The 11,975-nt window shown below is 64.3% G+C and carries 9 protein-coding genes, 2 pseudogenes and 1 riboswitch; of the genes and pseudogenes, 6 read left to right on the plus strand and 5 right to left on the minus strand.

Features of this window, described 5'->3' with window-relative positions; all coding sequences use genetic code 11:
* Positions 1–154 precede the first annotated feature (154 nt).
* The 4 genes from BC363_RS27920 to thiB form a co-directional block, all read right to left on the minus strand.
* Positions 155–1,666, minus strand: coding sequence for a M48 family metalloprotease (locus BC363_RS27920; protein WP_065780396.1), 1,512 nt, complete (start codon positions 1,664–1,666; stop codon positions 155–157).
* 295 nt (positions 1,667–1,961) lie between these two features.
* Positions 1,962–2,678, minus strand: coding sequence for an ATP-binding cassette domain-containing protein (locus tag BC363_RS27925; protein ID WP_065780400.1), 717 nt, complete (start codon positions 2,676–2,678; stop codon positions 1,962–1,964).
* Positions 2,675–4,279, minus strand: coding sequence for a thiamine/thiamine pyrophosphate ABC transporter permease ThiP (gene thiP, locus BC363_RS27930; RefSeq protein ID WP_065780806.1), 1,605 nt, complete (start codon positions 4,277–4,279; stop codon positions 2,675–2,677). Before thiP ends, BC363_RS27925 begins: the two co-directional genes overlap by 4 nt.
* Before the next feature lie 31 nt (positions 4,280–4,310).
* Positions 4,311–5,339 carry a thiamine ABC transporter substrate binding subunit gene (gene thiB, locus BC363_RS27935; protein WP_065780403.1) on the minus strand — a complete coding sequence of 343 codons (1,029 nt, stop codon included), beginning with the start codon at positions 5,337–5,339 and terminating at the stop codon, positions 4,311–4,313.
* A 49-nt stretch (positions 5,340–5,388) separates the two neighbouring features.
* A riboswitch (TPP riboswitch) is annotated at positions 5,389–5,506 on the minus strand.
* A gap of 141 nt (positions 5,507–5,647) precedes the next feature.
* Between thiB and BC363_RS27940 the strand changes: the two are divergent.
* The 6 genes and pseudogenes from BC363_RS27940 to BC363_RS27960 all read left to right on the plus strand — a co-directional run.
* Positions 5,648–6,010, plus strand: a pseudogene (locus tag BC363_RS27940) (GNAT family N-acetyltransferase); the annotation flags it as partial.
* A 77-nt stretch (positions 6,011–6,087) separates the two neighbouring features.
* Positions 6,088–6,237: pseudogene (locus tag BC363_RS36130) on the plus strand (GNAT family N-acetyltransferase); the annotation flags it as partial.
* Between the two features lie 106 nt (positions 6,238–6,343).
* A complete protein-coding gene (locus tag BC363_RS27945) occupies positions 6,344–6,994 on the plus strand; it encodes a thiamine diphosphokinase (protein WP_065780807.1) in 651 nt (216 codons plus the stop codon).
* A 3-nt stretch (positions 6,995–6,997) separates the two neighbouring features.
* On the plus strand, positions 6,998–8,824 hold the full coding sequence (locus BC363_RS27950) for an ABC-F family ATP-binding cassette domain-containing protein (RefSeq protein ID WP_065780406.1): 1,827 nt from the start codon (positions 6,998–7,000) through the stop codon (positions 8,822–8,824).
* 78 nt (positions 8,825–8,902) lie between these two features.
* Entirely contained in the window at positions 8,903–9,382 is a 480-nt protein-coding gene (locus tag BC363_RS27955) for a MarR family transcriptional regulator (protein WP_065780409.1), read from the plus strand.
* Positions 9,379–10,617 carry a multidrug effflux MFS transporter gene (locus BC363_RS27960; RefSeq protein WP_065780411.1) on the plus strand — a complete coding sequence of 413 codons (1,239 nt, stop codon included), beginning with the start codon at positions 9,379–9,381 and terminating at the stop codon, positions 10,615–10,617. Before BC363_RS27955 ends, BC363_RS27960 begins: the two co-directional genes overlap by 4 nt.
* Positions 10,618–10,679: 62 nt before the next feature.
* On the opposite strand, the gene BC363_RS27965 is transcribed toward BC363_RS27960, so the two are convergent.
* A complete protein-coding gene (locus BC363_RS27965; protein WP_065780415.1) occupies positions 10,680–11,897 on the minus strand; it encodes an argininosuccinate synthase in 1,218 nt (405 codons plus the stop codon).
* Positions 11,898–11,975 lie beyond the last annotated feature (78 nt).

Here is an 11,975-nt window from a genome sequence, read left to right on the forward strand (position 1 = left end):
AAGACATAATATCAGCGCAGGTTGGTGCAAGACGGCATCGGACTACTGCATGTTTCCTTAAGTCCTACCCGATTTATGGACAAAAACATGCAGCAATTCAAAGTGCTACAGCGACCTTTGCGCGTCTGATAAGACGCGCGGCGCCGTTGGGCGTTTACTCGGAAATGATCTTGACCCGGTCGCCCGGCTTGATGGTTGAGGTGACCTGCATGGCGTTGATCAGCCGGAACAGATCGAGCTTGCGGTCGGTACCCATCATCCGGGCCGACAGCGTGGCAATCGTCTCTCCGGGCTTGACGACGGCGACGCGGATGCGCAGCGGCTTCAGCGACTGTGCTTCGACTGGTGTCATCTTGCGGAACGACGCGCGCAGCTGGTTGGCCGTCGGCTCCAGCGTGCGCGATCCCTTTGGAACGGCGGTCAGGAATCGGTAGATGCGGTTGTCGATGCGCACGACGGTGACGTCGAAATCCCAGCGATCGGCGGAGGCGCGTGCGGTCGCGGCCTCAAGGCCGTTGACGCTGGTCGGGCGGATGGTGTCGGGCTGCAGGCCGGTCACCCAGCCGCTGGCGATGTAATCCGTCAGGCTCTTGCGGGCCGTATCGGCGATGCCGTCGAAGCGGATCGCCACGTCGCCGGGCCCCGTTGCCAGAACCGCTTCCGCCTTGTTGTCGATCTGGAAGCCGGTCGGCACGTCGAACCGGATGCCGAGCTGGCCGTGCATGAAGGTCTGGCCGCGGACATAGCCTTCCTGTGGGCTGTCGCCATAGAGCAGCCCATCGATGCCGGCGAGATAATAGTCGCGACCGCGGTCGCCGCTGGTGCCTTCGGCGCCGAACGCACGCGCGTGCCGGCGCGCGAGATCGACGCGTTGCGGGGCGTTCGGGTGGCTCGACAGGAAGTCGAGGCTCTGGTCGGCTTCCGGATCAACCGCCGAGAAGCGGCTATAGGCGGCCATGGAATCGAGGAAGCGCGCCGCTGCATAGGGGTCGTAGCCGGCTTCGCCGAGCATGCGCACGCCGATGACGTCGGCCTGGAGCTCCTGGTTGCGGGAGAAGGCGGCCAGACGCAGCTTGCCGCGCGCCAGTGCCTGCTTGCCGGCGAGATCCGAGGAAAGCACCTCGGAGACGACACGGCTGGCGATGACTTCCGCTTCCTCGCGTTGCTGGCGCTCGATGCCATGGTTGGCGGTGACGTGCGCCATTTCGTGCGACAGCACGGCCGCCACCTCGGACGCGTCGTTGGCAAGCGCCAGCAGGCCGCGGGTGACGTAGAGATAGCCGCCGGGCAGCGCAAAGGCGTTGATCGCCGGGGAATTGAGGATGGTGATGCGGTAGGACTGCTGCGGGTTCTCCGAGACGGCCGTCAGCGCACCGGCGATGCGCGCCACCAGCCGCTCCGTCTTTGCGTCCTTGTACTCCCCACCGTAGCTGGCGACGATGCGCGGGTGTTCGCGCGCGCCGAGCTGGGCACGGGGGTCGTTCTTCTGGACTTCATCGACGATCTGCGGATTGGAGGACGGTGATACGGTCGGCTCGTAGGTCTGCTCGATCACGGACTGGCAGGCGGAAAGCAGCGCCGTCGCAAGCAATGCAACCACTGCACGTGTCCGGATGCGTCCGCGTTTGGGCGGGAACCGGTCGTTTCTGACTGTATGACTTTCCATGCCTCAGCCCGTTTCCCGTCCAACGCCGGCCAGCCATAGGCGCTGCGGCGGCGTTGAAAGTCTTACTTTTTCAGCCGGATACGTCCGATCCGGCGTGAGTATTCCAGCCCGAGTCTTGCTGTATCTGATTTCAGCGCCACCTGCCTAGTTTACCCCGGTAGAAATAGTTGCCCCGTGGTATCACAGCAACGGATGCGCGAATATTCGCGTTGCGCCGGCCGGATAATCCGCGCGTCGCATGGCGCGGCGGTCAAATTGTGGCGAAGTGCTGCAGGTGGTAAGATTCCACGCCGCATCACTCGTTGCCGAGAAAGCGGTTGATGGCCGCCACGTCGCGTCGTTCGAGAAAGCGCTCGACCGGGGCATGGGCGATGATACGCCCCTGGTCCAGAAAAAGCACGCTATCGGCCAGTGCTCTCACGTCATCGGGATGGTGCGTGATCATCAGGATCGTGTTGTTCTCCTCATCATGCAGGTCTTGCAGCAATGCGCGCATGCCGGCCCTCATGCCGGGATCGAGGGCGGCAAAAGGTTCATCCAGCAGCAGCAGTGGGCGGTGCCGCACGAGGGCGCGCGCCAGTGCCACACGCTGGCGTTCGCCGCCGGACAACGTCGGTGGCAGGCGCGTGCCGAAACCGTCGAGCCCTACGCGGTCAAGGGCGTCGTCTATTCGTGCGCGATCAGCGACCGACAGGCGAAGCGAGGAGCTGATGCCGAAGCCGACATTGGTGGCGACGTCGAGATGCGCAAACAGGTTGTTGTCCTGAAAGACCACGGAAACGGGCCGTTCTGCCGGCGCCCGGCCTGCCATCGTCTTGCCGAGAATGCGAACCTCTCCCCGGTCCGGCTCCTCGAAGCCGGCGATGACGTGAAACAGCGTCGACTTTCCGGATCCGGACGCGCCGGCAACCGCGACGATGCCGCCTGGCTCGATGGTGCAATCGAAATGAAGCGCCGTGGTGTCGTAACGGATATCGACGCCAACGAGCTCCACGGCCGCCTGGGAATTCATGTCTTTCGTCCTTCCGGCAAGCGCCTGTCGCCGGCCGTGCCGAGCATGGTGAAGATCAGGCAGAGCAGGCCCAAGAAGAGCGCCAGTCCGGCTGCATCCGTGGTGCGATAACTGCCCATCCGGCTGTAGAGCAGCCACGGAAGCGTGACCATGTCTTGCGAACCGAACAGCGCCACGGCACCAAGGTCGCCGAGCGACAGCGCCATGGCGAAGGAGAACGCCATCAGCAAGGGTTTCCTGAGCGGCGGCAGGTCGATCCATCGCAGGCGATGCAAGCCATGGATGCCAAGGCTCGCGGTCAGCCGGTCGGTGCGGGCGGCATGCGTTGCCATCGCCGGGGCCAGGATCCGGTGCACGAAGGGCAGCGCCATCAGCGCGTTGATGGCGACGACGATGGCCGGGGCGAAACGCGCGACATCGCCAAAGGGGCGCAGAAGCAGGAACCATCCCGCCCCAAGCACGACCGGCGGCACCAGCAGCACCAGCGAGGTGCTGGCGGTGACAGTGCTGGCAAAAGCCCTGGCCAAGGTCGGGGCGTGGCGACGCGCCACAACAGTACCTGCGGCGCGGATCATCGCGGCGGCAACGCCGACGCAAAGGAATGCCGAGAGGACGGCGATGACGATGCTGGTGATGAGGGCACGATGCACGCTCGGGTCGCCCGCAAGCTTCACCAGGTCCGCACGCAGGCCCGAGCCGAGGACGGCCATCAGCGGCGCCCCGATAAAGAGCAGCGAGAACAGGATCCAGCCGGCATCGGATGCACGGGAGAGGCCGGTTCGTGCATCGTAGCGTCTGGAGGCACGGCCTGTGGTCGCGCTTTGCGCGGGTTCGGTCGCGACACGGGCCAGTGCCAGGAGCAGGGCTCCGGTCATGACGATCTGTAGGGCGGACAGAGCGATCGCCCGGGGTGGATCGAAATCGAAGCGCAGCGCCTGGTAGATCGCGACCTCGATGGTGCTGGCGGCAGGCCCGCCGCCGAGCGTCAGCACGAGGGTGAAGCTGGTGGCGCAGAGCATGAAGACGAGCCCGGCTGCCCCCGGCAACAATCCACGAAGGACCGGCCATTCGACAAAGCGGAAGAGTGCGGCCGGCGGCATGCCCAGATTGGCGGCGGTTCTCCAATATTCCGAGGGTATCCGCTCAAGGCCGGCGAGGAAAAGGCGCGCGACAAGCGGCATGTTGAAGAAGACATGGGCAAGCAGGATGCCGAAGAGGCCATAGATGCTCACGGGCTGCTGCAGCCCGAGCTCTGCAAGGGCGGTGTTGAGCACGCCCTGCCGGCCCCAGATCTCGATCAGCCCGAGTGCGCCGACCAGCACCGGCAGACCGAGCGGCAGGGCCATGATCCGCAGCACCCAGACGCGGCCGGGAAAGGCGGTCCGGCGCGCGAGTGCCCGCGCGACCGGAATGGCCAGAGCAACCGAAAGCAGCGTCGAAAGGCTCGCCTGCAGCAAGGTGAAGCGCGTTACCCGCCAGATATAGGCATCGAACAGGACGCCGTTGCCAAAATCCCCGCTCTGGAGCAGAAGCGCTGCAATTGCGAGGCCGACAAAAAGCAGGATGCCGCCGAGGCCCACGGCCCCGGCGGTAATCGTGATCCTGTTTTCGGCAGGCGCGAACAAGCGCGCCTCAGTTCTTGCTCATGGCGGCGAGCCATTCGTCGATCCAGGCCTTGCGGTTTGCCGCGACCTCTTCCGACGGCAGCAGGAAGGTCTTTTCCGGATTGACCAGCTTGCCGAAAGCGTCGGGCAGGGGTTCCTTGGTCGCTGCGACCGGCATCATCCAGTTGGTGGTCGGAATGATTGACTGGAACTCCGGACCGGTCATGAAGGCGAGAAATTGCTTGGCAAGCTCCGGCTCCTTGGCGCTCTTGGTCATGCCGGCGACTTCGATCTGGATGTAGTGGCCTTCCGAAAAGGCGGCCGCCTGATAGCGATCGGTGTTTTCCGCCACCATGTGGTAGGCGGGCGACGTCGTGTAGGACAGCACCATCGGCGCCTCGCCCTTGGTGAACAGGCCATAGGCTTCCGACCAGCCCGGCGTCACGGTCAGCACACGGCCCTTGAGCTTGGCCCAGGCGGCACCCGCCTCGTCGCCATAGACGGCCTTGACCCACAGAAGCAGACCGAGACCCGGCGTCGAGGTGCGCGGATCCTCGATGACGATCTTTTGCGACGGGTCGCCCTCGACCAGCTCCTTGAGGCTCTTCGGCGGCGTCGTCAAAGCCTGGGTGTCATAGACGACGGCGAAATGGCCGTAGTCATAGGGGAGGAAGGTGTCGTCGGAGAAGTTGCCGGGCACCTTGATGCCCACTGCTTCGATGCCGTGCGGCGCGAAGAAGCCGGTGGCCTTGGCCTCGGCGACGAGATTGGTGTCGAGGCCGAGCACGATGTCGGCCTTGGAGGCCGCGCCTTCGAGCTTGAGGCGCGTCAGCAACTCGACGCCATCGGCGACGCCGACATAGGTGACCTTGCATTCGCAGGTCTTTTCAAAGGCTTCGGCGACCTTGGCACCCGGGCCCCATTCGGTGATGAAGCTTTCATAGGTGTAGACGGTCAGCGTCTTTTCCGCAGCGACGGCATTGGCCGCGAAGACAAGGCTCGCAGTCGCGGCAAGCGCTAGCCGGCTAAGGAACTTCAGTTGCGATGAATTGGACATGGCAGGCACCTCTCCCTAGTAATGATGTTGCATGGGAAAAGGGCGTATCGATCCGATCGCGTCTAATCCCTCCGCCGGTATGAGCCGGATCAGGTTCCGCGGGTTGGCGTTCAACGCCTCTCAGCCTTCGGCCGCCATGCGGTCGGAAGGCACCCCGTTAGAGCGGGTAGAGATTTACCGCCGAGCCGGTTTGATGGCAAGCGAAGTTTGGGGACGGAGAAAGCATGCGCCCCGCGTTTTCGCGCCGGCGGCGCATGGGGTAAATTTGTCCGTAGAGACATGAGACCCGGACGCGGAAGGAGTCTGCGATGACAGACATGCTCGTTCGCCTTTATGCCCTGCCGGCACAGCCCAGATCGCCGCTTGCGGACGGCATCGGCATTCACCGCGCGATGGCGCCCGAACGCAGGCTCGTCGTTCCCTGGATCGAGCAGACGTTCGGCTCCGGCTGGGCGGGCGAGGCGGAGGCCGCCTTCGCCTCGATGCCGACACGCATGCACATCGCGGTGTTTCAGGATCGCATCGTCGGCTTTGCCTGCCACGATGTCACCGCGCTCGGCTTCTTCGGGCCGACCGGTGTCGATGAGGCCATGCGCGGGCGCGGGATCGGCGAGGCGCTCTTGCGCGAGAGCCTGACGGCGATGCGCAATGCGGGCTACTGCATAATTCCTTAAATCGGAGTCGATTTAAGGAGAAAATTATGCAGCAGGTATAAAGCGTTACAGCGTCCTTTGCGCGTCATATTTGACGCGCGGCGCTGTATGGTCACGCGATCATCGGCGGCGTCGGCCCTGCCGAATTCTACCGGCGCGCGGTGGGCGCCATAGAGATCCCCGATTCCATGCCCGGCATCTATGCGGAGATGCTGTTTCCCGATCCCTTGCCCGACGAACACTGAAGATCACTGAAGATCACGGGCGACGGCGGCGCAAAATCGCCGGATCGCCCCTTCGTTCGGTTTTCTTGCTTTTCCTTGCCCGTGCCTTTGCGCTATGGGCTTTGCCATGGCCCGATCCACCTTCACCATTCTGCTCGGCGGTGCGCTGACCCTCACCGAGCGCGTTGCGCGCCAGCTCGCAGGCAGCCGCTTTGTTGCCGCCGATGGCGGCATGCGGCATGCGCGGACCCTGTCCGTGATCCCCGACGTCTGGGTGGGCGATTTCGATTCGACCGAGGAGACGCTGCTCACGGAGTTTGCCAGCGTCCCGCGTGAGCCCTATCCTGCCGCCAAGGCCGCGACCGACGGCGAAATCGCCGTCGAGGCGGCACTTTCGCGTGGCGCGGAAGCGCTGATCTTTGCCGGGGCACTTGGCGGCACACGCAGCGACCATGCATTCCTGCACCTGCTTCAGGCCGTTTCGCTGGCCGAGCGTGGGTTGCCGGTGTTCATGACCTCGGGCGAGGAGGAGGCCTATCCGCTGCTGGCAGGCGAGATCGAAATCGATCTGCCGAAGGGCAGCCTGTTCTCGATCCTCGGGTTGACCGATCTCTTCGGCCTTTCGATCGTCGGTGCGCGTTATCCGCTTACCAATTTCACGGTGCCGTTCGGGTCTTCCCGCACCGTATCCAATGTCGCGGAGGGTCCCCTTCGCATTTCCCTCGACACCGGCCGGGCGATCGTTCTCGCCCGCCCCTACGACCTTTCCGGAGCCTGAGCCTTGGCGCCTCCCATTCTGAAACTCGACGATATCTTCCTGACCTTCGGTGGCACGCCGCTTCTGGCCGGCGCCAACCTGCAGGTGGAGCCGGGGGATCGCATCTGCCTTGTCGGGCGCAACGGTTCCGGCAAATCGACGCTGATGAAGATCGCCGCCGGTCTTGCCGAAGCGCAATCCGGCGAAATATTCCGCCACCCTTCGGCGACGGTTCGTTACCTGCCCCAGGCGCCGGATTTCGACGGCTACGACACAGTGCAGGCCTATGCCGAGGCGGGCCTTGGCCCGAGCGACGACCCTTACCGGGTCGCCTATCTGCTGCAGCATCTGGGCCTGACCGGCGAAGAAGACCCGGCGCGCCTGTCTGGCGGCGAGGCGCGCCGTGCAGCACTTGCCCGGGTGATGGCGCCGGAGCCGGATATCCTCCTGCTCGACGAGCCGACCAACCATCTCGACCTGCCGACGATCGAATGGCTCGAAGACGAGCTGACCAGGAGCCGCTCCGCCCTGGTGCTGATCTCGCACGACCGACGCTTCCTCGAAAAGGTATCGACCGCGACCGTCTGGCTCGATCGTGGCCAGTCGCGCCGGCTCGACCGCGGCTTCGGCCATTTCGAGGCTTGGCGCGACGAGGTGCTGGAGGCGGAGGAACTGGAACAGCACAAGCTCGGCAAGGCGATCGAGCGCGAGGAACACTGGCTGCGCTACGGCGTCACCGCCAGGCGCAAGCGCAACATGCGCCGTCTCGGCGAATTGCAGGACATGCGCTCGCGTCATCGCGGCCACAAGGGGCCGCAGGGCTCTGTTCAGGCGACGGCTTCCGACGCCAAGGAATCGGGCAAGCTGGTCATCGAGGCGGAGAAGATCACCAAGGCCTACGGCGAGCGGACGATCGTCGCGCCGTTCTCCATTCGCGTGCACCGCGGCGACCGGCTCGGCCTTGTCGGCCCGAACGGTGCCGGCAAGACCACGCTGTTGAAGATGCTGACCGGGCAGATCGAGCCGGATACGGGCACGGTGAAGCTCGGCACCAATCTTGAGATGGCGACGCTCGACCAGAAGCGCGAGGATCTCAATCTCGAGGATACGCTGGCCCACTACCTGACCGATGGAAGGGGCGAGAGCCTGATCGTCAACGGCGAGCAGCGTCATGTCACCGGCTACATGAAGGACTTCCTGTTCCAGCCGGAGCAGGCCCGCACGCCCATCCGTGAGCTGTCTGGCGGTGAGCGTGCCCGGCTGATGCTGGCGCGCATTCTTGCCCGCGCCACCAATCTCCTGATCCTCGACGAGCCGACCAACGATCTCGATATCGAGACGCTGGACTTGCTTCAGGAGGTCGTCGCCGGCTTTGCCGGAACCGTCATCCTTGTCAGCCACGACCGCGACTTCCTCGACCGCACGGTGAGCTCGACCATCGCGCCTGCCAATCCGGAGGCGCCTGACGGCCGCTGGATCGAGTATGCCGGCGGCTACACCGACATGATGGCGCAGCGCAAGGGCGCCATTGAAGAGCGGCGCAAGTCGGAGAAGGCGGAAAAGGCGAGGGTTGCTGACGTCGCAGCCCCTGCAGCCGAGACGCCGAAGGCCAAGGGCAAGCTGTCCTACAAGCAGAAGTTCGCGCTCGAGAATCTGCCGAAGGAGATCGCCAAGGCTGAGGCGGAAGCTGCCATGCGCGAGGAGAGGATGGCCGATCCCAACCTCTTTGCGAAGGATCCGAACACGTTTGCGAAACTGGCGCAGGAGCTGGAGAAGCTTCGCGGCGATCTCGCACGCATGGAAGAGGAATGGCTGGAACTGGAGATGCTGCGCGAGGAGCTCGAGGGCTGAGCCTAGGCGGCTCCCGCGTTGAAAGTCACCAAGGAGTATGATAAGGAAAGCTTATTATATCTCTTGTGAACGATCCTGATGCCGACAAAACTCGAATCCGAAACCATCGGCATGTTGCTGACCGATGTCTCCCGCCTGCTGCGCGGCGCCTTCGACCGCAAGGTCAACGCGATGGATCTCGGCATCACGCCGGGCGAGGCCCGTACGCTCATCCAGGTGGCGCTGACGGAAGGCATCAAACAGGCGGAAATCGCCACGCGCATGGGCGTCGAGCCGATGACGCTGTCGGCCTATCTCGACCGGCTGGAGGCGATGGAGCTGGTTGCCCGTTTGCCTGATCCGGCCGATCGCCGCGCCAAGAACGTCGTCATCACCGACAAGGCCGACCCTCTGCTGGCCGAGCTGATGGCGGGGCTGCGCGAGATGATGAATGCCTATACGGAAGGGCTCGACGAGGCGACGCGCGAGATGCTCTGCGCCAACCTGCGCATCCTGCGCGAGAACCTGCGGCGCCTCGACCCCTGCGTGGCCGGCAAGGAGAAGGGTACAAAACAATGACGCGCCGCATGAGCGAACGGCGCACCAGTATCATCGGCGCCTTCCTGGTGGCGCTCGGCCCCGTTTCCATGGCGCTCTACACGCCGGCAATGCCGGAACTTGTCCGCGCCTTTTCCTCCAGCGAGGCGGCAATCAAGATGACGCTGTCGCTCTATTTCGCCGGCTTCGCCTTCGCGCAGCTGGTTTCTGGTACATTGTCCGATGTCATCGGCCGCAGGCGTACGACGCTGATCTTCATGGCCATCTATCTCGCCGGCAGCCTGATGGCCGCCTTTGCCCCTTCGGTCGCGGTTCTGCTTGCCGGCCGCCTGGTGCAGGGCATCGGCGCCTCCGTCGGCATGACGGTTGCGCGCGCCATCGTGCGCGACCAGTTCACCGGTCTTCAGGCGGCGCGCATCATGAACATGATCGGCATGATGCTGGCCATCGGGCCGGCGGTGTCGCCGACGCTCGGCGGCCTGGCGCTTGGCCTCTTCGGCTGGCAATCGATCTTCTTCCTGATGGTCGGCTTTGCGCTGATGGCCTGTGTCAGCGTGCAGTTCTTTATGGCCGAAACCGCGACGCCCGATCCGGCCAAGGGCCACCTGCGCCCGATCCTCGCCGCCTATCGCGAGCTTCTCACCGACAGCCGCTTCGTCTCGTCGACCATCGTGATTGCCGGCGCCGTCGGCGCGCTCTACGCCCAGGCGACGATGCTGCCCTTCGTTCTGATCGGTACGGTCGGGCTGACGCCGACCGAGTTCGGAGTCGGCATGCTGATGCAATCCGGCTTCTTCTTCTCGGGCACGGTCACGGTGCGGCTCCTGATGCGGCGGTTCACGCCGCAGGCGCTGGTGCCGGCCGGTCTCTGTTTCATCGCCATCGGCAGCGTGGCGCTCGCCTACACCATGCACGCGCTCGAGCCGAGCTTCCTGTCGGTGATGGCACCGGTCGGCGTCTATGCCTTCGGCATCGCCTTTGTCATGCCCTACATGATGACGGCGGCAATGGCGCCTTTCCCGCACATCGCCGGCACGGCGTCGGCGATGATGGGTTTCATCCAGATGGGCGCCGGTCTTCTCGGCGGCGCATTGGCGGCCGTCGTCGGCGTGCCGGTGCTGGCGCTCGGCACGATCATTCCGAGCTTCGGCCTTCTCTGCGTGCTCAGCTACCTCTGGTACCGCCGCACCGTCCGGCTGAAGCCGCTGACCGCTCCGGCCGAGGTCAAGCAGGTCTTGCCGGAAGCGGCTGAATAAGGCGCATGAAAAAGCCTCCGCGACGGGGTCGCGGAGGCTTTGTCCTGTCAGGCGCCTGTCGTTTAACGGTTGCGCGCAGCCAGCGTGCGCAGGCGCAGTGCGTTGAGCTTGATGAAGCCGGCTGCATCCTTCTGGTCGTAGGCGCCCTGGTCGTCCTCGAAGGTGACCAGCTTGTCGGAATAGAGCGACTTCGGGCTTTCGCGGCCGGTGACCATGACGTTGCCCTTGTAGAGCTTCAACGTCACTTCGCCTTCGACATGCTCCTGGCTCTTGTCGATTGCTGCCTGCAGCATCTCGCGCTCCGGCGAGAACCAGAAGCCGTAATAGATCAGCTCGGCGTAGCGCGGCATCAACTCGTCCTTGAGGTGGGCGGCGCCGCGGTCGAGCGTAATCGATTCGATCGCGCGGTGGGCGGAGAGCAGGATCGTGCCGCCGGGGGTCTCGTAGACGCCGCGCGACTTCATGCCGACGAAGCGGTTTTCGACGAGGTCGAGCCGGCCGATGCCGTTGTCGCGGCCATAGTCGTTGAGCTGGGCGAGCAGCGTTGCCGGCGAAAGGCGCACGCCGTTGATCGAGACGGCATCGCCGCGCTCGAAACCGATCTTGATGACGGTCGCCTTGTCGGGAGCCGCTTCCGGCGAGATCGTGCGCATGTGCACGTATTCCGGTGCTTCCTGCGCCGGATCTTCCAGAACCTTGCCCTCGGACGAGGAGTGCAGCAGGTTGGCGTCGACGGAGAAGGGAGCCTCACCCTTCTTGTCCTTGGCGACCGGGATCTGGTGCTTCTCGGCGAATTCGAGCAGGTCGGTGCGGCTCTTGAACGACCAGTCGCGCCATGGCGCGATGATCTTGATGTCGGGGTTGAGCGCGTAAGCCGACAGCTCGAAGCGAACCTGGTCGTTGCCCTTGCCGGTGGCGCCGTGCGCGATCGCGTCAGCGCCGGTCTTCTTGGCGATGTCGATCAGGTGCTTGGAAATCAGCGGCCGGGCGATGGAGGTGCCGAGCAGATAGACGCCCTCATAGACGGCGTTGGCGCGGAACATCGGGAAGACGAAATCCCTGACGAACTCTTCGCGCACATCCTCGATGTAGATTTCCTTGATGCCGAGCATCTCGGCCTTCTTGCGCGCCGGCTCGAGTTCTTCGCCCTGGCCAAGGTCGGCCGTAAACGTCACCACTTCGGCGCCGAGTTCGGTCTGCAGCCACTTCAGGATGATCGAGGTGTCGAGACCGCCCGAATAGGCGAGAACGACCTTTTTCACGTCTTTATGCGATGCCATGGTTTCCGTCCGTCTGGTCTTGGGGCGGCGTGCCGCCTTGGAAATTCTGCGGCACTTTATCCAGAACACGCTTGGATA

The organism is Ensifer sp. LC384, from assembly GCF_001695865.1.
Classification (GTDB): Bacteria; Pseudomonadota; Alphaproteobacteria; order Rhizobiales; family Rhizobiaceae; genus Ensifer.